Genomic DNA, 19,665 nt, shown 5'->3' with positions numbered 1-19,665 from the left:
GCTTACTCCTCTGCCTGCGCAGCTGACTGCTTACCCATGTCCATCCCTTCCGTACCTGCTACTTCTTTCTTCTCATGGACAATCTTGCCCGGCTTCATACCTTCATACTTGTCGATGATGATCTGGAACAGGTTCGGAGTGACCGAGGAGTAGAGTTCAACGGGGTTACGTTCGCTAGGCTTGGCCAGCGCGGCGTATTCGGCCGTTGCCAGTGTTTTAGGTGAATTCTTGACGTCGGCAACCCAGGTGTCGAAATCAGCCTGTGAGGTGGCTGTCGCCTTGAACTTCATGCCGGTGAAACCTGCGCCACTGTAGTTGGCGGAGATGCCATCGAACTCGCCGTTTTCATTGGCGATCAAGTGCAGCTTGGTCTGCATGCCGGCCATCGCGTAGATCTGGCCGCCCAGTGCAGGGATGAAGAACGAGTTCATGACCGAATCGGACGTGATGCGGAAATTGATCGGCGTGTTGGCCGGGAACACGATCTTGTTGACGGTGGCGATGCCCTGTTCCGGATAGATGAACAGCCACTTCCAGTCCAGCGCGACCACTTCAATGGTCAGCGGCTTGACGTCCGACTCGAGCGGGCGGTAAGGATCCAGCGCGTGGGTCGACTTGTAGGTCACATAGCCGAGCACGATGATGATGGCCAATGGAACCAGCCAGACCACCAGTTCAATGCGGGTCGAATGCGCCCAGTCAGGCGTGTACGTCGCGCTCTTGTTCGTAGCGCGATACTTCCAGGCGAAGATGATGGTCATGAAAATGACCGGCACCACTACCAAAAGCATCAGCAAGGTAGCAGTGATGATCAGGTCACGCTCTTGAACGCCGACATGCCCTTTGGGATCCAGCAGGGTGTAATCGCACCCGCTGAGCAGGAGCATGCTGAAAAGGGCCAAGAAGCCAAAAAACCTGGGGTACCTTTTTTTACTCATCTCACGACCTCTAAAAGCAGCTTTCGCATCGCAGTTGGGTTTCGACCGCCAACACTTCACCCTGCCAGGTGCTGGCAAATGCTTGGATTGAAAAGGGGCCTGTCAGGAAGCATGTGGGCCTCACAACAAATCCGGGTTGAGCTTTGGTTTCTTATTCGAATGGTGGCACCCGCTAATGCGGACCAGATCCTTTGGCGCAGACATTCAGAACGTGACTCAGGAGGCCATTCGAACCGCGTCTACTAGAGCGAAAAGACGCTCAATAACCTCGATTTACACCGTCCCGCAAATGAGGGGGGGCGTGAATTGGGGGCGATTGTAGATACGTAAAGTTTTATTGACTATAAGTTTCTGCGCAACAGTTAATTTCGGAATCGGTAAAAATGCGGTGTTATGTCGCACCCTGAAAAGGCGGAAAGCCCCGGTTCCCGTGGAGGAGCACAGGGGCTTTGTTACGCAACACTTTGTAATCAGCGTGCTTTCATCCTGTTACGAATGATTCCCGCCGGAACCAGCACCACAGTCAAAACAAACGCTACCAATGCCCACTGCGCCAGAGACAAACCGAGAACTGGCGGATATGGCGTCTCGCAGAAACCACCTACCTGAAAGCCTAGCGGAAATAGCGACGCCAGAGGCAGACCGTCGACGATCGGCTGAAGCACGTCGATGCCGCAGCTCTCTGTCGGATGGGTCTGGATATACACATGACGCCCCGCTGCAACGAGGCCGCCCACTGCGCTCAAGGTGACCAGCGCTTCACAGATCGTCAGGCTCAGACGCCCGGGCATCGCTGCGCCGATGAACGCAAACACCGCGATGAACAACAGCGCATATCGCTGCAGAATGCACAGCGGGCAAGGCGCTTCGCCCAGTACCACCTGCATGTACAGGGCGCCGCCGATCAGGGCCAGGCAGATGATCCCGAGCACCACCAGAAGCTGCTTTTCACGCCGCAGGTACACCATCTCGTCAGTCATTCACATATCCTTTGAATTGGAGTCATCCGGATCGACGGATGCGTTGTGTTGCGGCCCGGACGCCCCGGAAAGCCGGCGATTCTACCACCGTCGTGCCCGTCCGTTCACAGAACGCCCGCCGCAGCACAACAGCAGCAGGCCAACGCCCGGCACCGCAACCGGCGCAATGGTGGACACTTGCGCATTACCTGAGCGTTAACATCCCCATACACAGCCCCCACCCGGCCTGACACCTTGCTTATATATAGAAGAGTGCGGCTTTTTGTCGCAGACGCGCATCGCCGCGCGAACTCCTTCTATATATATGTAGGATGCGTCTAATTGTCGCAGCTATCATTCCAGCGCCGAGGCAGGACCGAAGAATTCGTAATGCGTCTGCGCATCGGGTACGCCCGCCGTTTTCAATTGACGCTTGATCGCAGACATGAAGCCTTTGGGCCCCAGAAAGTAGGCGTCAACATCCCGGTTCTCCGGAAGCCACTGTTCCAGCCGCGTCTGATCAAGAAGCCCTGTCCCATGGGGTGCGGGGCTTACGCCATCATCTTGCGCGTAGCAGTAGAAACGCTTGAGTTGGGGATGCCGGGTGGCGAGGTTTTCGATCCAGTCGCGAAACGCGTGCACCGAACCATTGCGAGCGCAGTGGATGAAGTAGATCGGACGCTGGGTATGCAGCGCGGCTTCCAGCATCGCCAGGGTCGGCGTGATGCCGACGCCGCCGCTGATCAACACCAGCGGTTTGTCGCTGTGGGTCAGGATGAATTCCCCTGACGGCGGAAACAGATTGATGCTGTCCCCCAGCTGCAGGTGATCGTGAAGGTAATTGGAGGCAACGCCGCCAGGCTCGCGCTTGACGCTGATGCGGTACTGATTGTTCCCCGCAAGCGCTGACAGCGAGTAGTTCCGGCGGATTTCTTCGCCCCCCACCTGCAGTTGCAGGCCGATGTACTGGCCGGCAGTGAATTGCAGAATCGGCTGGCCGTCTGCGGGGGCGAAGTAGAACGAGGTGATTTCTGCGCTCTCCGGTGTCTTGGCGACGACCTTGAATTCCCGTGCGCCGCGCCAGCCGCCCACTGCCTGGGCCTTCTCGTCGTAGATGGCTTTTTCTGCGCCGATCAAAATGTCGGCGAGCTGGCCGTAGGCGTTGCCCCATGCCGTAATTACCTCGTCAGTGGCGATCTCGGCACCCAACACTTCGCGAATGGACTCAAGCAGGCATTTCCCGACGAGAGGGTAGTGCTCGGGAAGGATCTGCAGTGCCACGTGCTTGTTGATGATCTTGGCGACCAGATCGCCCAGCTGATCAAGCTGATCGATGTGCCGCGCATACATCAATACGCCGTTCGCCAGCGCGCGTGGCTGATCGCCGCTCACTTGGTGGGCTTGATTGAACAGAGGACGCACCTGCGGGTATCGATCGAGCAGCATTTTGTAGAAATGGGTGATCAGCGCTTCGCCCCCGCTTTCCAGCAGTGGCACTGTCGACTTGACGATGGCACGATCCGATGCAGACAACATAGAAAACTCCTGAGATAGAATGAGCTGGCAATACCTCGGCAGTTCATGAACCGTGCCAGCTGTTCGACCCCCTGAAACCGGCCTCGGCGAAGAGGTTGAGTCAAGTTGACTCCTCGCATTGCGTGTCAAAATGACCCTGACGAGGTCAATTTGACTGTGCAGGATGTGCACCGAAATGAGCCTTCAGGTCGAAAGGGTTAAAGCCTGACTTGCGCAGGTCGATAAACCGTCATCGAAAGCTTTTGGCCGATTCCACGCGGCCAGGCAACGCATCACAGAAGGTTTATATGTCCAAGAACGTCCGCGCAGATTCACTCTCGCTTCTGCTGTTCACGTTACGCAGCGGAAAGCTGATGGCGATCAACCTGCTCAAGGTCAGTGAAATCATCCCCTGCCCTCCCCTCACGCGCTTGCCCGAATCCCACCCGCACGTCAAAGGCGTCGCGACCCTGCGCGGCAACCCGCTGTCGGTGATTGACCTGAGTCGCGCGATTGGCGAGCGTCCATTGGTGGACCCGGATGGCGGCTGCCTGATCGTCACCGATGTCAGCCGCTCCAAGCAGGGGTTGCATGTACAGGCCGTCAGCAAGATCGTTCACTGCCTGACCACTGACATTCGCCCCCCACCCTTCGGCTCCGGCAACAAGTCGTTCATCACCGGCGTGACGCAGGTGGACGGGACGCTGGTTCAGGTTCTGGACATCGAGAAGGTCATTCACGGCATCGCGCCGGCGCGGATCGTCGCCGAACGTGCCGAGCTGAGTACCGAAGACGCTGCCGTGCTGGCCAAGGCGCGCATTCTGGTGGTCGATGACAGTCAGGTGGCGCTGCAACAATCGGTGATCACCCTGCGCAACCTGGGCATCGAATGCCACACCGCCCGCAGCGCGCGGGAAGCCATTGATCAGTTACTTGAACTGCAAGGCACGGCGAAGCAGATCAACGTCCTGGTGTCCGACATCGAGATGTCGGAAATGGACGGCTACGCGCTCACCCGCACACTTCGGGAGACCCCGGACTTCCAGGAGCTGTACGTCCTGCTGCACACTTCACTGGACAGCGCGATGAACGCCGAGAAGGCCAATGCCGCCGGCGCCAACGCTGTTCTGACCAAGTTCTCCTCGCCCGAGCTGACACGATGCTTGATCGAAGCCGCCCGCACGGTCGAAGCTCAGGGAATCTGAGACCGGCCACAGGCGATGCCTCCACTGCGCATTACTGGCTGATGCGCCGCCACCTTGTCCCAGCCCCTGACGATGCGGTCTGGCCCGCTGGTGTGCGCCCCGTTGAGCTCAGTGCGCAGAACGCCCCGGCGGTTCATCAATTGCTGATGCTGGGACGCGAATACGGCGGCGGCCGGGTGCCCGACTATGCCACCTGGCTGGACGCCTTCGAGACTGATCCCGAGTTTGACCAGGCGCTGTGTTTCGTTGTGGAGGATGCTCAGGGCGTGGTGGCCGTGGCGCAATGCTGGACCAGCGCGTTCATCCGCAATCTGGTGGTTCACCCGCGCGCGCACCGTCAAGGCCTGGGTCTGGCGTTGCTGAATCAGGCGTTCTCGGCCTTCCGCCAGCGGGGCGAAGGCCACGTCGATCTCAAGGTGATGGAAAGCAACCTGGGCGCACGCCGACTGTATGAGCGCGCCGGTATGCAATATATTCAGCGCCACGAACTCGAACCGCGCTGAATCTGCGCCGAGACGCGTTCCCCCCTCATGCCATGGAGAGCCCTACCCATGAAGATGCACGTCGCGCTGTTACTCGTTCTCACCGCCTGCGCCGCCGGCCAGGCCAATGCCTCCAGCCCGGACGCCTGGGCCGGCTTCAACAAAACCCTGGTCGACAGTTGTGTCAGCGCCAGCTCCCTGAAGAATGCCAAACCTGCCGGCGCCGATGCGGCCTTCAATGACAGCGTCGGCTTCAACGCGCTGTTGATCAAAGGCCAGTACAAACAGGCGTTCATGAAGAACAAGACGGGCACCGAGCTGTGCCTCTACGACCGCAAGAACAAGAAAGCGGTGATCACCGAATGGGATAACGTCACCACGTTGCCGGAGAAGTAAGGCTCAGTATCAGGACAGTTTTCGTAACGAAGCATGACCACGGCGGGGGTCGGATGACCCTGCCGTGCGCGCCAGCGAAGGTGTGATCAGCGCTTGCCCATCGACCGACGGGTGCCTGATGGCGCGACGCCCGGACGCTTGTCGTGGTTCGATTTGCCCGAGCCTTTGTAGTGCTGCTGGTCCTTCTTGGCCTGCAACAGCTCGCCCGGTTTGAACGGGAAGCTGAAGGCCGGGATCGCAGGTTTTGTGTCCGCCGCCGCAGCGTTGGCGTCGACCGAAGCGTGCGAATCACGAGCATCAGGAGCGGGCGTGTGTTCGGGGGTGGTCATGAAAGCTCCGGAACGGCAGACGTTCGAGAATACGGGCGGCGCCCGAGGGCCGCGCAGCATACCTGAATCGCCAGCGGATCGCTTCTGCCAACAGACCGGCTGCGCGCGCCTATTTGTAGAACAGATCCACCATCACTTCCGCCGAAAACGGGCCTGCGGTCGGCTTACTGGTTTGCCAGAGCAGCTCGGCGTTGAAGTCAGCGGTCTCCGAGTAATTGCCCTCCAGCAGATCGGTCAGGTGGAAGGGTTCGAGGAACGGCACGGGCGAGCTGTCCCGGGCATGGGTGATGCGAACGCCGATGCTGTCGTTGTTGATGGGCACCAGCACGTCGCCCTTGAGTGTTCCAGACACAGGCGTGATGCGCGCATTGAGGCTGAACGGCGATTCGCAGGTGCGGCTGGTCGCCAGGGCGAAGCGTTGAAAGGTGGCGACTTCTCCCACCCGTACGTTGCGGATGGCCACGTCGCCGAAATCCACGGTCTCGGGCATGACTCGCAACTCAGCATCGCAGGCGACGAAGCGCAGCCCCTCAAGGTTGTTGATGACGTAGCTGAGCGTGCGGTCTCCCCCCGGACTCTGCCCGCTGCCAGCGTCGAGCTGGAACAATCGATAGTCGTGCAGATCACTGGCGACGCCGGAGGGCGGGGTCGGACCGTACTTCTGGATGAACACCGAAAACGCCAGGTTGAACGCGACGCTCGGGCAGGCCGAGCGTGCCTCCGTGCAGGCCGGGGCTTGCTGACGCGTGGGAATACGCCCGCTGGTTTGCACGAAGTCGACGCCGCTCAACGTGAGTCCGGCGCGAATGCCTTGTCCTATCTGCAGGTTGTCAGGGTTCAGATAAATCAATACATCCTCGGGACCACCCGGTTCGTCCCTCGCACATTCGACGGCAAGGTTCAGTCGCTCCGAACGCCAGACCGCGCTGCCATCGGGCAGATTCGCCGGGATGGCGACGGTGCTGCCGAGGTCCGCGCGCACCACCGTCTCGCCGGCGCCCTGGGTCTTGCAGGTCAGCGCCAGTGCGCAGCCGGGCATCAACAGCATCAGCAGCGGCGTCGTCAGCAACGTCAACCACCCTCGGATGATGGTTCTTTTCATGTCAGCATTTCCCTATGGGTGAGTGTGAATCCGGCGTGCGCAGCGGCACCGTGAACGGCTGCCCTCCCTGAAGCGGCGCACAGTAATCGCGCTGTCCCCCGTAATCAGTCATGGCCTTGAAACTCAGGATGAAGGGCACCGGGACTTTTGAGCCGAGGACAGGGAGGGGCAGCGATGCGTCCGAAAAAGGCGCCAGCAACCGGTGGTCTGCGACCTCAATTCCATTGAGGCGCAGGTCCAGCAGCGAAACGTGATACGGCGTCGGGTTGCGCACCGAAAGCCTGTCGCTCGCCGATGGCGCGCGTTGCCAGAGGAGCGTTTGTGCCGCATCCGCCGGGTCGCCGGTCAGCCCCGCTGGCCGATAGAACACGTTGATGCGCTGGCGGATGGCAATGCTCAACTGCTGAACCGCCGGGCTGCGCCGAGGGATTTCCAGCACGAACAGGTGCAGCATCGATTCCCGGTCCTGGGGCATGCCGATGCCTTCATACAGCAGGCGCAGGGTCTGCTTGCCCTTGGCTGGCAGGCGCACCAGGTGCGGGGTCAATGCGAACGGCAGGTCGGCCGCACGCCCACCGCCTGGCTGATCGTCGCCGCGGGGCGCATCGAGCCAGGCCTGAATCAAGGCCTCGGCATCACTGCGGTTGCTGACCTCGATCGTCGCCTCCTTGTCGCGACCGTCGAAGATCAACCGGGTACCTGACAGCGAGACCGCGCCTTGGGCCATGCCGCTGATCACGGCCAGAAATAACCCTGACAGACAGGCGCGTTTCATAGGCATTGCACCTTCAGGCGATCGTAGCTGCGATGGGTTTCCTTGGGCGGCAGCACGAACGATGCACGGCACTGCTGATCGGTCCATTTGACAATGAGTTCGCCGCTGTCCCGCTCGCTCAGCACCAGCGCACGCCCGCTGGGGTCGACGGTTGCCAGCGCCTTGCCCTGCTCGTCTTCAACCGCTGCGCCCATGGGCAAGCGGCTGCCATCGGCCCGCACCAGTTCGAATTGCACACGCCGGCCGATTGCCGTGCGAAAGCTGATCAGGGGTGCCGCGCCGCGTCGGGGCACGACTTGGTCCACGGCATTTTCCAGCTCGACATCGGCGCCCAACTGGCGAGTATCGAGGTTGACCCAATTGGTTCGATAGGGCTGGGCGTAAGGCAGGATGGCATAGCCGTTATCGGCGGTTTCGACGTTGCTGAAATTGCTCAGCCGCGCACCGCTGACGTCTTTTACCTGCACCAGCGCGAAGGTCTCGCCCAGGGGCTGGCCCAAATTCACCCCGCCGCCGTGAGCAACCACCGAACCCGAAGCGCCCAGGCTCAACGCCTGATAATCCCTGCCCTGTCCGTAGCCCGCATCAAAACGCCCGTAGGCCGTGGTGGTGCTGAGCTTGCCGAACCCTGACGACCCCGACTCACTGTCGTGACCCGCCTGTACCGAGTAGAAGCTGTTGCGGTCGTCGAAGAGTTGCCCGTTGAGGCCCGACTGCACACTGGACGCGCCGGAGCTGTCGCGAACGGCATTCCCGAAAACCCGCGACGAACCGGATTCGCTCCCCAGCGGCAGGCTCAATGTCAGCGCGATACGGTTGTCCGATCGATTGTCTCCGCTGCGCTCGAAGGTCTGGTTACGCTCGACCGACAGGCTGTAGCTGAGGCTGCGCCACGCCGAGTTCCACGACAGAAAAAACTGGCGCGTCTTGCTGCCCCGGTCCCAGTAACGTTGCTCGGAACCGGTAAAGCTTAGCGACGCGCCCTGCGCCGGCAGCGATTGGGTCAGGCTGATTTCGAGGCGATCCTTGGCCCGCGCGCTGGTTGATCCGTCACGCGCCTGCAACGCATCCACATGGTCGTCGAACGTCAGGTATTGATTCGTTGAATAGCGATAGCCGGCCACGGCGAGGGTGGTTTGGGTCAGGTCCATCGTGTTGGCGTAGCGCACCCGCAGGCTCTGGCCGCTGAAGCGTTGCTCGCGTTGACGGCTGAGGGACTGGGTCACGTCCAGCGACACCGCGCCGAGCCCGGTGTTAACACCCGCCCCGATGTTGCCGGCCTGGTAATCCTCGGCGATTTGCACGCCGCCCGCTGCCGTTACCCGCTCGGTCAGGCCGTACACCACGGTGCCGGAGGCGAAGCCGGGAGAGAGACCGTCCTCGGTGTTGCTGTCGTATTGGCCGGCGGCGAGGCTGTAACGCAACGCGCCTTTGGGCACCATGATGGGCAGCGATGCGTAGGCCTGGACGAACACGCGCTTGCTGCCGTCGGCTTCGACCACCGTCACTTCCAGATCGCCGTTCGACCCGCTGGGATAGATGTCGGTGATTTCAAACGGGCCCGGCGAGACGTTGCCGCTGTACAGCATGAAACCGTTCTGACGCACTTCCACCAACGCGTTGGTGTCGGCGATGCCACGAATGACCGGCGCGAAAATCCGCTCGCTGTCGGGCAGCATGCCCTCGTCGGACATCACCATGGCGCCAAGGAATCGAACGCTGTCGAAGACTTGCGAATCGGTAAAGGTTTCGCCCAGGGTCAGCTGGCCTTTCATTGCCGTGAGGTCGCGCTGCACGAAGGTCCGGTTGCTGCGAAAGCGGTACGGCTGATCATTGCCATAGGTCAGCGAGGACTCATTGCGCAGTCGCCAGGCACCGAGGTTCACGCCGTTGCGCAGGCTCAGGTAATACTGATCCTGGGCGTGAGAGCGACCCTGGCCACTGCGGGTACGGCGCGCGCCGCTGAAGTTGTAATTGACGAAACCGACCGTCTCGCCCTCGTCCCATAACTCCGGCGGCACGTAGCCGCGAGCGCTGCGCAACATCATGGCCTGGGGAATGCTGATGTTCAGACGCAGGCTCGCCGGATGGTAGTCGACGCGGGCGAATTCGACCCGCGCCGGGAGATCGAAACATTCCGTCGACGAGGCATCGCCGGCGTGCACAGCCTCCGGGTTCATGCCGAACAGGCGGAGCATGTCCAGGGTGAGGCAGGCCTCGACGGTGCCTTTTGCAGGGTTGGGGATGAAGCTGATGTCACGCCGCCCGCTCAGCACACGATTGACGTAGACATCCACCCGATAGGTTCCGGGGACCACGCTGTTACCGTGCAAAAAGGTCGCGAGATCAGCAGGCTGATCGGTGCCCTGGATGAACGAGGTGTTGAATTTCACATCGGTCGCGGCGCTGCTTTGATCAGTCATTGCAGTCGCGGACGAAGCCAGTGCCATGCCTGCCGAGGCAAGAATAATCCTCGCCAGGGGGCTGATCCGGACAGGCAGGTGCGCCAGATGTCTGCGGTCGATGCGGGACGAGCATGCTGCGATCCGTGCATCTCCCTGGGTGTGATCTCGGGGTTCCATTGGCTGGTTTCACTCGTGTTCTCGATTCCGACGCGCTGGCAAATCATGTTTGGCAGGCGCAAGGCGCTGGAGCCGCATGACTGCGACCGAAGAAAGACCTGGGTAAAATCCGGCCCGCGACTGAGTGGCTACTCGGCCCGGGTGATGACGTTGGCGGCCTTGATGGCTTGAGTCGTCTGGCCACCGGACACCTTTGCGGTGTACGGCTCCTGCGCGCCGAAATCGTTGATGCTGATGAACCGCAGGTCCACCGCGTGACCACTGGCCGATTGAGTAAGCGGCAATTGAACGGTCTGCTTTGGCGCCAGCATCCTGCTGTCCGCCTTGAACAGCGTCTTGCCCTGCTGGCGGGCGTCGATCTGAATCATCGAAACGTGATACGACGTCGGATTGCTGACTTCCAGCTGGCTGTCATGCATGCGCCATTTGAGGTTTTTGGCAGCGTCGAGCGGATCGTCACTCAAACCGGCGGGCCGGTAGAAGAGCTTGATGCGCTGACGAATCGCGATCTGCAGCTGATTATCCTTCGCCGATTGCGGGATCTCCTGGACGTTGAGCCAGAACACCGACTCGCGATCCTGAGGCAAACCTTCGCCGGCGTAGATCACCCGAATCATTTGCCGGGCACTGCCCGCCATTCGCGCCAGCGGCGGAGTGACGACAAAAGGCAGATTCTCGGTGTCGTTCTGCGCTTCGAGCCATGACTGGGCGAGGATGTCAGCCGTCCCGCTGTTGTTCACAACGAAACTGACTTCCTTGTCCGTAGCCTGGTAGATGACACGCGTGGTGTTGAGCACGATACCCGCCTGCGCCGGGGCAGCCAGGAGCAGGCCCAGCCATAGGGCCGAGCCGCGAATGAAATCAGGAAACATGGTGAGACCGTCTTGGGCTGTGGGGTGGACACGCCAGGAAGGCGAGCGAGCAACGCCCGCTCGCCCGCTACATCACTGGTAATCCATCACGAACGGCAGGAAGCCGTCGGCATTACCCGGGTTGGTGGCCGCGCCGTTGAGGACGTACACCGCGCCGAAGTTGATCTCGGCGGTCGCGCCATCGGCACCGTCCTTGACCAGTGGCGTGTCGATGGTTTCGTTGCCGCTCAGGTCCATCAACTGATTGGATGCATTGAGCAGACCGATGCCCACACCGTCCGCCGCGCCGGTGGCCCGCAGCAGTTTCTGATCGAGGTTATCCAGACCGCTGCCCTGGCGAGCAACGAAGCGCATGTTCACAGTGTTGTATTGAGAGGCGCCGCCGGTGCAATTGACCAACAGCTGGATGGGCGATGCGGTTTCAAGTTTGTTGTCGGCGAAGAGACCGATGTCGGAAAACGAGACGTTGCCCAGGTCTACGTTGATCTCGCCGGGGTTGTTGCCAGGGGTGGCGCCCGTTCCGGCGCCGATGTCACACGTGATATTGGTCAGGGTACCGGTGAAAACAAGTTTGCCGTTGTTCGCAGCATTCGCGGTCCCGGAAATGCCAAGCCCCATTGCGGCCACGATAGCCAGGGTAAGAGAAAGCTTTTTCATATAACGACGTTCCTTGTGTCGATTCGTGTGTGCCCAAAAGGACGACACGAACTATAAGCAGCGTCTTCAAGGTCGGCTGTCAGGCGATCTACCTCTTTTGGATTGAAAATACAGTTGCGCGTGTGGGACCTTTCAGTAGGAGGTGACGCTTCTGTGTCAGACCCCAGGCAGGCCGCGGCTTGCGGCATTACGTCCTCAGAAAACCTGAGGCGAACGTTTGCACGGTGCCCCGAAAGGCCTGGCCGAAGACGAGCCCCTTTAAAGCGTTCACCCACAAAAAACCCGGCTCGATTGAGCCGGGTTCGTCAGCAGATAGCTTCGGGTGAGCGCGAAAGCGCTTACGGATAAGTCAGCGTGACGATGCCCGCGTGAGCCTCAGACCCGGCTGCGGACAGCGCCTTGTAAGTCACCTGCACGGGCCCGACTCGCTGAGCGCACGCGTCATCACCACGGCTTGCGCCCAAGGTGAGATAAGTGTCGGCTGGCAAGGTATTAAAGGAGCCGGTTGAAGACGGAGCGCTATAAACCTGCGCGTCGCACGTCGCATTGACCACGCTACCGTGAAACATTAGCGCGCCTTGGGCAGCCCAGGCGGCAGGCGCCGTCATGGCACACGCACCGATGACCGCGATCGAGAAAAACAGCGAAACAGCCTTTTGGCTTTTCATCGCACTACTCCGGAGTAGGGACCTGCTGAGCGAAATCAGTCCAGCCCCTGGTGAACCAGCATTCGGAGCTCACGAAGTTTATGTAGGAATTTTCCCCGTCACAGTAGAACTCGTTCATCGAAACTCGTGGCTTCTATCTGGGTATCGCCCTGCGGCGTTGTTTCTTTACCCACGTTCATCGTCTGCCCTTATTCACCTGACAATATTGACAGGCAGCAGTCATTTTGCTGACCGGGTCAAAGGGTTATAAAGAACGCTCTCGGTTACCCGCCCCTCATTCACTGGTTGGCCCTGTCCCTGTATGCAGAAGAAGAACAACGTTGTGATGCTCGCGACCCTGTTGGTCGTGCTCGTGGTGATAGGCGTCTGGGCAATGACACGGCCCGCGGCAAAGAAGGTCAGCGCCCCGGTTGCCGTGCCGGTGCGCGTGATCAACGTCATGCAGGAAGACGTGCCGCGTTACGTCACCGGCATCGGCTCGGTGCTGTCGCTGCAAAGCGTGGTGATTCGTCCTCAGGTAGACGGGATTCTGACCAGGGTGCTGGTGAAGGAAGGGCAGCAGGTCAAGGCGGGTGATCTGCTGGCGACCATCGATGATCGCTCGATCCGCGCCGCACTCGATCAGGCCAAAGCGCTGTTGACCCAGAGCCAGGCGCAGCTGAACGTGGCCAATGTCGACCTCAAGCGCTACAAGCTGCTGACCGTCGACAACAGCATCTCGAAACAGCAGTACGATCAGCAGCAAGCGCTGGTCGACCAACTCAAGGCCACGGCGCTGGGCAATCAGGCGTCGATCAATGCCTCGCAAGTGCAGCTGTCCTACACGCAAATACGCTCGCCGGTGACAGGTCGGGTCGGCATCCGCAACGTCGATGAAGGCAACTTCCTGCGCGTCAGCGATGCGACCGGGCTCTTCTCGGTGACGCAGATCGACCCGGTGTCGGTGGAGTTTTCCCTGCCGCAGCAGATGCTCCCCACGCTGCATGATCTGATTGCCTCCAACACGCCCGCACCGGTCAATGCCTACCTCGGCGAAGGCGCGACTGGCACGCTGCTGGGTCAGGGCAAGTTGCTGTTGATCGACAATCAGGTGGCGGCCAGCACGGGCACCATCCGCGCCAAGGCGATATTCGACAATGCGAACGAGAAGCTGTGGCCAGGGCAGTTGGTGACCGTGCGCATTCAGACCGCCATCGATCGCAATGCCTTGAAGGTTCCGCCACAGGTGGTGCAGCGCGGCATCGACCAGCATTATGTTTATCGGATCAAGGGCGACACGGCCGAGGTGGTGCCGGTCAAGGTGCTGTATCAGGACAGCGACCTGATGCTGATCAGCGGGGTGGAGGCCAATGACGTGCTGGTCAGCGACGGTCAGTCGCGTCTGAAAAACGGTTCGTACATCGAGGTGGTCAAGGGTGATCCTGTGGACACCCTGGCCGACTCCACCGGGGCGGCGAAATGAACAGCCGCGGGTCCATCTCCGCGTGGTGCGTCAACCACCCGATCGCCACGGTTCTGCTGACCTTCGCGCTGGTGCTGCTGGGCTGCATCGCCTTCCCTCGCCTGCCGGTGGCGCCGCTGCCGGAGGCCGAGTTTCCGACGATTCAAGTGGCTGCGCAGTTGCCCGGCGCCAGCCCGGAAACCATGGCATCGTCGGTGGCGACGCCGCTCGAAGTGCAGTTCAGCGCCATTCCCGGCATGACCCAGATGACGTCGAGCAGCGCGCTGGGCTCCACCAACCTGACGCTGCAGTTCACCCTCAACAAAAGCATCGACACCGCCGCGCAGGAAGTGCAGGCGGCCATCAACACGGCGGCCGGCCGCTTGCCCGCAGACCTGCCGACCCTGCCGACCTGGCGCAAGGTCAACCCGGCGGACAGCCCGGTGCTGATCCTCAGCGTCAGCTCGAACCTGATGCCCGCCACCGAACTCAGCGACGTCACCGAATCCCTGCTGGCGCGTCAGTTGAGTCAGATCGATGGCGTCGGACAGGTCAACATCACCGGTCAGCAACGTCCGGCAATTCGCGTGCAGGCGGCGCCTGAAAAACTTGCATCCATCGGGCTGACCCTCGCCGATCTGCGGGAATCCCTGCAGCAGACCAGCCTGAACCTGGCCAAGGGCGCGCTGTACGGCAAAGACAGCATTTCCACCCTCGCCTCCAACGACCAACTGTTTCAGGCGAAGGACTACGAACAACTGATCGTTTCCTACAAAGATGGCGCACCGGTTCATTTACGTGACGTGGCGCGGGTCATCAACGGTTCGGAAAACGCCTACGTGCGGGCCTGGTCCGGGGATCAGCAGGGCGTGAACATCGTGGTGTTCCGCCAGCCCGGCGCGAACATCGTCGAGACGGTCGACCGGGTGCTCGGCCAGTTGCCCAAATTGCAGGAAATGCTCCCGGCGTCGGTGGACGTCTCGGTGCTCAGCGACCGCACCAAAACCATTCGTGCATCGTTGCATGAAGTGGAGATGACGCTGCTGATTGCCATCGCGCTGGTGATCGCGGTCATGGCGCTGTTCCTGCGCCAGCTCTCTGCGACGCTGATCGTGACCGCCGTGCTGGGCGTGTCCCTCGTTGCCAGTTTCGCGCTGATGTACGTGCTCGGCTTCAGCCTGAACAACCTGACGCTGGTGGCCATCGTGGTGGCGGTGGGGTTTGTCGTCGACGATGCGATTGTCGTGGTGGAGAACATCCACCGACACCTGGAAGCCGGCGAAAGCAAGCGCGACGCGGCGATCAAAGGGTCCAGCGAAATCGGCTTCACCGTGGTGTCGATCAGCTTTTCGCTGGTCGCGGCATTCATTCCGCTGCTGTTCATGGGCGGCGTGGTCGGCAGGCTGTTCAAGGAGTTCGCGCTGACCGCGACATCGACCATTCTGATTTCGGTGGTAGTCTCGCTGACCCTGGCGCCTACCTTGGCGGCACTGTTCATGCGCGCACCGAAACACGATCCCCACGCCAAGCCCGGCTTCGGCGAGCGACTGCTCGCGCGGTATGCCCGCGGCGTGCGCTTTGCCCTTGCGCACCAGCGATTGATGCTGGGTATTTTCGGCCTGACGTTGGCGCTTGCGGTGGTCGGCTATGTGCTGATCCCCAAGGGATTTTTCCCGGTTCAGGACACCGGTATGGTGCTGGGCACCAGTGAAGCGGCGGCGGATATTTCCTTCCCGGACATGATCGAGAAACACAAACAGCTGGCGAAAATCATCGCCGCGGATCCGGCGGTCAAGGCGTTTTCCCATTCGGTCGGGGTCAGCGGCAGTAACCAGACGATCGCCAACGGCCGGGTGTGGATCGCCCTCAAGGACCGTGCAGACCGTGACGTTTCCGCCAGCCAGTTCATCGACCGGATCCGGCCGAAACTCGCGCAGATCCCCGGCATCGTCCTGTACCTGCGCGCGGGGCAGGACATCAACCTGAGTTCCGGTCCGAGCCGCGCGCAGTACCAATACGTGCTCAAGAGCAACGACGGCGCGCTGCTGAATGTCTGGACGCAAAAGCTGACCGATAAACTGAAGACCCTGCCGGCCTTCCGCGACCTCTCCAACGACCTGCAACTGGGCGGCAGCGTCACGCACCTCGACATCGACCGCAGCGCCGCCGCGCGCTTCGGCCTCACCACGGCGGACGTCGATCAGGCGCTGTACGACGCCTTTGGTCAGCGCCAGATCAACGAATACCAGACCGACATCAACCAGTACAAAGTCATCCTGGAGCTGGAGCCGCAGCAGCGCGGCAAGGCCGAAAGCCTGAACTATTTTTACCTGCGCTCACCGCTGACCAATGAAATGGTGCCGTTGTCGGCGCTGGCCAAGGTCGGCGCGCCGAAGATGGGACCGTTGTCGATCAGCCATGACGGCATGTTCCCGGCCGCGAACCTGTCGTTCAACCTGTCGGCGGGCGTGGCCTTGGGTGATGCGGTGGTGCTGCTCGATCAGGCGAAGAACGAGATCGGCATGCCCGCCTCGATCATCGGCAACTTCCAGGGCGCGGCCCAGGCGTTCCAGAGTTCGCTGGCCAACCAGCCGTGGTTGATTCTCGCGGCACTGGTGGCGGTGTACATCATTCTGGGCGTGCTGTATGAAAGCTTCGTCCATCCGCTGACGATCATTTCCACCCTGCCCTCCGCCGGTATCGGTGCGCTGTTGCTGCTGTGGCTGATGGGTCAGGACTTTTCGATCATGGGCCTGATCGGGATCGTGCTGCTGATCGGCATCGTCAAGAAGAACGGCATCCTGCTGGTGGACTTCGCGCTGGACGCCCAGCGCAATCGAGGCATGTCTCCGCGTGACGCCATTTATGAAGCCTGTCTGACGCGTTTTCGGCCCATCATCATGACCACGCTGGCGGCATTGCTCGGCGCGCTGCCGTTGATGCTCGGTTACGGTGTCGGTGCGGAGCTGCGTCAGCCCTTGGGCATTGCCGTTGTCGGAGGGTTGCTGGTGAGCCAGGCGCTGACGCTGTTCACCACGCCCGTGATCTACCTGCAACTGGAGCGACTGTTCCACCGCCCGTGTCAGACGCCTGCTTCGACAGCGCCAGGCACGACAGCATCCGGTAAGCCGGCGGTTGCGGAACTGGCCACTGAAAAGTAAGCCGTTGAAACCAAGTACCTAATAAGCAAGCAGTGAAAAAAGTGAGCGTGGACCGATGCGTGTCCTGATTATCGAAGACGAAGAGAAAACCGCCGATTACCTGCACCGGGGCCTGACCGAGCAGGGTTACACCACCGACGTCGCGCGCGAAGGCATCGAAGGCCTGCACATGGCGCTGGAAAGCGACTACGCGGTGATCATTCTCGACGTCATGCTGCCCGGCCTCGATGGCTATGGCGTGCTGCGAGCCCTGCGTGCGCGCAAGCAGACGCCGGTGATAATGCTCACCGCCCGCGAGAACGTCGACGATCGCATTCGCGGCCTGCGCGAAGGGGCTGACGATTATTTGGGCAAGCCGTTTTCGTTTCTGGAGTTGGTGGCTCGCCTGCAGGCTTTGACCCGGCGCAGTGGCGGCCACGAGCCGGTGCAGATCAGCGTCGCTGATTTGTGGATCGACCTGATCAGCCGCAAGGCCACCCGGGCCGGCGCACGTCTGGATCTGACGGCAAAGGAGTTTTCGCTGCTGAGCGTACTGGCTCGGCGTCAGGGGGAAATCCTGTCGAAGACGTCGATTGCCGAGATGGTCTGGGACGTGAATTTCGACAGCGATGCCAACGTCGTCGAAGTCGCGATCAAACGCCTGCGTGCCAAGCTCGACGGGCCGTTCGAGCAAAAACTGCTGCACACCATTCGCGGCATGGGTTACGTGCTGGAGAGCCGTCGTGTCGACTAATTCCATCGCCCTGCGCCTGAGCGGCATGTTCGCCCTCGTGGCGCTGCTGGTGTTTCTGTTGATCGGCTGGGCGCTTTACCTGCAAGTGGACAAGGGCCTCGGGCTGTTGCCGGAAGCCGAAGTCGACGCCCGTTACAGCGTGCTCGAATCGGCCGTCCAGCGTTATGGAACGCCCGAGCACTGGGCCAAAATCAACGCCAAGCTCAGGCTGCTCAGTGAGGAAGACAAACGCCTGCGCTTTTGGGTGGTCAGCGACAACCCGACCTATGAATTCGGCAACCCGGACGCCGAGATCCGCGCCTTCGCCAAGGGCCCGCTGGGCATGCGCGACTTGAACCTGAGGGGCCATGATTACCCGTTCAAAGTGCTGGTCAGTCAGTTCCCGGCGAAAGATCAACGTCCGCCGCTGCGTTTTCTGACAGCGGTGGACACCGAAACCTTCTGGCAGACCCAACATTCCCTGCTCGTCGCGCTGATCAGTCTGGCCGCCGTCGGCATCCTGCTCGCGTCTGCTCTGGGTTACTGGGTCGCGCGCATCGGCTTGAAGCCGCTGACGGAGTTGTCTCTGGAGGCGCGCAAACTGACACCGCCACGACTGAGCGGGCGCCTGAAATTGTCGCATCTGCCGCCTGAACTGGATCAGTTCGTGACCTCGTTCAACTCGACGCTGGATAGGGTCGAGCAGGCCTATTCGCGGCTGGAGTCATTCAACGCCGACGTTGCCCATGAACTGCGCTCTCCCCTGACCAACCTCATCGGTCAGACCCAGGTGGCGCTGACCCGCGGGCGCTCGGCCGAGCATTACTTCGAGGTGCTGCAATCCAACCTCGAAGAGCTCGAACGGCTGCGCTCGATCATCAATGACATGCTGTTTCTGGCCAGCGCCGATCAAGGCAGCAAAGCCACTCAACTGACCCAAGCCTCGCTCGCCGTGGAGGTGGCAAAGACCTTGGACTATCTGGATTTCATTCTGGAAGACGCGCAGGTGCAGGTTGAGGTGCGCGGGGATGCCAACGCGCCCATCGAAACCGCGCACTTGCGCCGGGCGCTGATCAACCTGCTGCACAACGCGGTGCAGCACACCTCGCCTGGGCAGTTGATTCAGGTGGATATTCGCGATGAGGGCGATCACGTCAGCATCGGCGTGACCAATCCCGGCGCGCCGATCGCCGGGGAACATCTGCCCAAACTGTTCGAGCGTTTCTACCGCGTCGATGCCTCGCGCAGCAACAGCGGCGCCAACCACGGGCTTGGACTGGCGATCGTCAAAGCCATCGCCCTGATGCACGGCGGCACCGTGTTCGTGCGCAGCGAGGATGGAGTGAATACGTTCGGGATTAATTTGCCGAGTTGAGGCGGGCATCTGGGTTAGCGTGCGGAAAACCATGCCGCACACAATCCATTGTGGGAGTGAGCTTGCTCACGAAGCGGTGGGTGCATCCGCATCGTCTTCAGCGGCCGGAAGGCAGTCTTCGCGAGCAAGCTCACTCCCACAGGTCCAGCAGCTTCACCGAGCTACCGAGTTCATCCCCTTGATGATCGTTCCCACGCTCTGCTTGGTAGCGCCGCCGGGGATGCTCCGCGTTTGAATAACGCGGAGCATCATGAGCGGCATTCCCACGCGGAGCGTAAGGAACGATCACAGCGCACGATAGCGAGGCCGCATGAATCGCGCCTACCGACTAAGCTCTGCGCTTTTTCAACTCGCGCCTCAAGCGCGTGTTGTCCACGGCAAGCGACACAACTATCAAAGTGCTCAGTAGCTCAAAACCGCTCAGCCCGGCGTAGTGCCAAAACACCCAAGCGGCAAAGGCGACGATCACCGCGACTGTCAGTAGCAAGACTGAGTC

Annotated in this window: 17 protein-coding genes; 7 read left to right on the top strand and 10 right to left on the bottom strand. The window is 61.0% G+C overall.

From position 1 onward, the window contains the following. Nucleotides 1-2: 2 nt before the first annotated feature. From cyoA to hmpA, 3 genes are all read right to left on the bottom strand, one after another. Nucleotides 3-938 carry a ubiquinol oxidase subunit II gene (gene cyoA / locus QWI18_RS11265; RefSeq protein ID WP_074886395.1) on the bottom strand — a complete coding sequence of 312 codons (936 nt, stop codon included), beginning with the start codon at nt 936-938 and terminating at the stop codon, nt 3-5. Nucleotides 939-1,408: 470 nt separating this feature from the next. Then, nucleotides 1,409-1,918: a disulfide bond formation protein B gene (locus QWI18_RS11260; protein WP_065990066.1), complete on the bottom strand. Its 510-nt coding sequence runs from the start codon at nt 1,916-1,918 to the stop codon at nt 1,409-1,411. A 333-nt stretch (nt 1,919-2,251) separates the two neighbouring features. Further along, nucleotides 2,252-3,433, bottom strand: coding sequence for an NO-inducible flavohemoprotein (gene hmpA, locus QWI18_RS11255; protein ID WP_369318856.1), 1,182 nt, complete (start codon nt 3,431-3,433; stop codon nt 2,252-2,254). Between the two features lie 287 nt (nt 3,434-3,720). Here hmpA and QWI18_RS11250 point away from each other — a divergent pair, with 287 nt between their 5' ends. The 3 genes from QWI18_RS11250 (at nt 3,721) to QWI18_RS11240 (ending at nt 5,495) form a co-directional block, all read left to right on the top strand. Further along, the gene (locus QWI18_RS11250) at nt 3,721-4,617 is read left to right on the top strand and encodes a chemotaxis protein (RefSeq protein WP_065990071.1); all 897 of its coding nucleotides are present in this window, start codon (nt 3,721-3,723) and stop codon (nt 4,615-4,617) included. Between the two features lie 92 nt (nt 4,618-4,709). Continuing rightward, a complete protein-coding gene (locus tag QWI18_RS11245; RefSeq protein ID WP_369318855.1) occupies nt 4,710-5,120 on the top strand; it encodes a GNAT family N-acetyltransferase in 411 nt (136 codons plus the stop codon). A gap of 48 nt (nt 5,121-5,168) precedes the next feature. Further along, the gene (locus tag QWI18_RS11240) at nt 5,169-5,495 is read left to right on the top strand and encodes a hypothetical protein (protein ID WP_369318854.1); all 327 of its coding nucleotides are present in this window, start codon (nt 5,169-5,171) and stop codon (nt 5,493-5,495) included. Nucleotides 5,496-5,581: 86 nt separating this feature from the next. Here the strand turns inward: QWI18_RS11240 and QWI18_RS11235 are convergent, their stop codons facing one another. The 7 genes from QWI18_RS11235 to QWI18_RS11205 form a co-directional block, all read right to left on the bottom strand. After that, a complete protein-coding gene (locus QWI18_RS11235) occupies nt 5,582-5,824 on the bottom strand; it encodes a hypothetical protein (RefSeq protein WP_065990075.1) in 243 nt (80 codons plus the stop codon). 109 nt (nt 5,825-5,933) lie between these two features. Continuing rightward, nucleotides 5,934-6,926, bottom strand: a complete 993-nt coding sequence (locus tag QWI18_RS11230; RefSeq protein WP_296306279.1) for a fimbrial protein — start codon at nt 6,924-6,926, stop codon at nt 5,934-5,936. Between the two features lies 1 nt (nt 6,927). Continuing rightward, on the bottom strand, nt 6,928-7,701 hold the full coding sequence (locus tag QWI18_RS11225; protein ID WP_369318853.1) for a molecular chaperone: 774 nt from the start codon (nt 7,699-7,701) through the stop codon (nt 6,928-6,930). Beyond that, entirely contained in the window at nt 7,698-10,124 is a 2,427-nt protein-coding gene (locus tag QWI18_RS11220) for a fimbria/pilus outer membrane usher protein (protein ID WP_369318852.1), read from the bottom strand. Before QWI18_RS11220 ends, QWI18_RS11225 begins: the two co-directional genes overlap by 4 nt. A 287-nt stretch (nt 10,125-10,411) precedes the next feature. Beyond that, nucleotides 10,412-11,155, bottom strand: a complete 744-nt coding sequence (locus QWI18_RS11215; RefSeq protein ID WP_369318851.1) for a molecular chaperone — start codon at nt 11,153-11,155, stop codon at nt 10,412-10,414. A gap of 72 nt (nt 11,156-11,227) precedes the next feature. Continuing rightward, nucleotides 11,228-11,812, bottom strand: coding sequence for a fimbrial protein (locus QWI18_RS11210; protein ID WP_065990085.1), 585 nt, complete (start codon nt 11,810-11,812; stop codon nt 11,228-11,230). 338 nt (nt 11,813-12,150) lie between these two features. Continuing rightward, nucleotides 12,151-12,480, bottom strand: coding sequence for a hypothetical protein (locus tag QWI18_RS11205; protein WP_369318850.1), 330 nt, complete (start codon nt 12,478-12,480; stop codon nt 12,151-12,153). A gap of 301 nt (nt 12,481-12,781) precedes the next feature. Between QWI18_RS11205 and QWI18_RS11200 the strand changes: the two genes are divergently transcribed. The 4 genes from QWI18_RS11200 to QWI18_RS11185 are packed head-to-tail and all read left to right on the top strand — an operon-like array spanning nt 12,782 to nt 19,169. Then, a complete protein-coding gene (locus QWI18_RS11200) occupies nt 12,782-13,942 on the top strand; it encodes an efflux RND transporter periplasmic adaptor subunit (RefSeq protein WP_192132365.1) in 1,161 nt (386 codons plus the stop codon). Next, a complete protein-coding gene (locus QWI18_RS11195; RefSeq protein ID WP_369318849.1) occupies nt 13,939-17,082 on the top strand; it encodes a multidrug efflux RND transporter permease subunit in 3,144 nt (1,047 codons plus the stop codon). Before QWI18_RS11200 ends, QWI18_RS11195 begins: the two co-directional genes overlap by 4 nt. Before the next feature lie 55 nt (nt 17,083-17,137). Then, nucleotides 17,138-17,815: a heavy metal response regulator transcription factor gene (locus QWI18_RS11190; protein ID WP_065990091.1), complete on the top strand. Its 678-nt coding sequence runs from the start codon at nt 17,138-17,140 to the stop codon at nt 17,813-17,815. Then, a complete protein-coding gene (locus QWI18_RS11185; protein WP_192132367.1) occupies nt 17,805-19,169 on the top strand; it encodes a heavy metal sensor histidine kinase in 1,365 nt (454 codons plus the stop codon). The genes QWI18_RS11190 and QWI18_RS11185 overlap by 11 nt, the downstream gene beginning before the upstream one ends. Nucleotides 19,170-19,665: the final 496 nt, after the last annotated feature.

It is taken from the genome of Pseudomonas sp. W2Oct36 (assembly GCF_041060465.1).
Classification (GTDB): Bacteria; Pseudomonadota; Gammaproteobacteria; order Pseudomonadales; family Pseudomonadaceae; genus Aquipseudomonas; species Aquipseudomonas graminis_B.
Note: the sequence above shows the minus strand (reverse complement) of the source record. Positions and strands in the feature narration are given on the sequence as shown.

Coding starts and splice junctions, on each gene's coding strand:
- QWI18_RS11250 (WP_065990071.1), top strand. CDS start 3,721: ATGTCCAAGAACGTCCGCGCAGATTCACTCTCGCTTCTGCTGTTCACG.
- QWI18_RS11230 (WP_296306279.1), bottom strand. CDS start 6,926: ATGAAAAGAACCATCATCCGAGGGTGGTTGACGTTGCTGACGACGCCG.
- QWI18_RS11225 (WP_369318853.1), bottom strand. CDS start 7,701: ATGAAACGCGCCTGTCTGTCAGGGTTATTTCTGGCCGTGATCAGCGGC.
- QWI18_RS11220 (WP_369318852.1), bottom strand. CDS start 10,124: ATGACTGATCAAAGCAGCGCCGCGACCGATGTGAAATTCAACACCTCG.
- hmpA (WP_369318856.1), bottom strand. CDS start 3,433: ATGTTGTCTGCATCGGATCGTGCCATCGTCAAGTCGACAGTGCCACTG.
- cyoA (WP_074886395.1), bottom strand. CDS start 938: ATGAGTAAAAAAAGGTACCCCAGGTTTTTTGGCTTCTTGGCCCTTTTC.
- QWI18_RS11240 (WP_369318854.1), top strand. CDS start 5,169: ATGAAGATGCACGTCGCGCTGTTACTCGTTCTCACCGCCTGCGCCGCC.
- QWI18_RS11205 (WP_369318850.1), bottom strand. CDS start 12,480: ATGAAAAGCCAAAAGGCTGTTTCGCTGTTTTTCTCGATCGCGGTCATC.
- QWI18_RS11235 (WP_065990075.1), bottom strand. CDS start 5,824: ATGACCACCCCCGAACACACGCCCGCTCCTGATGCTCGTGATTCGCAC.
- QWI18_RS11260 (WP_065990066.1), bottom strand. CDS start 1,918: ATGACTGACGAGATGGTGTACCTGCGGCGTGAAAAGCAGCTTCTGGTG.
- QWI18_RS11215 (WP_369318851.1), bottom strand. CDS start 11,155: ATGTTTCCTGATTTCATTCGCGGCTCGGCCCTATGGCTGGGCCTGCTC.
- QWI18_RS11200 (WP_192132365.1), top strand. CDS start 12,782: ATGCAGAAGAAGAACAACGTTGTGATGCTCGCGACCCTGTTGGTCGTG.
- QWI18_RS11190 (WP_065990091.1), top strand. CDS start 17,138: ATGCGTGTCCTGATTATCGAAGACGAAGAGAAAACCGCCGATTACCTG.
- QWI18_RS11210 (WP_065990085.1), bottom strand. CDS start 11,812: ATGAAAAAGCTTTCTCTTACCCTGGCTATCGTGGCCGCAATGGGGCTT.
- QWI18_RS11195 (WP_369318849.1), top strand. CDS start 13,939: ATGAACAGCCGCGGGTCCATCTCCGCGTGGTGCGTCAACCACCCGATC.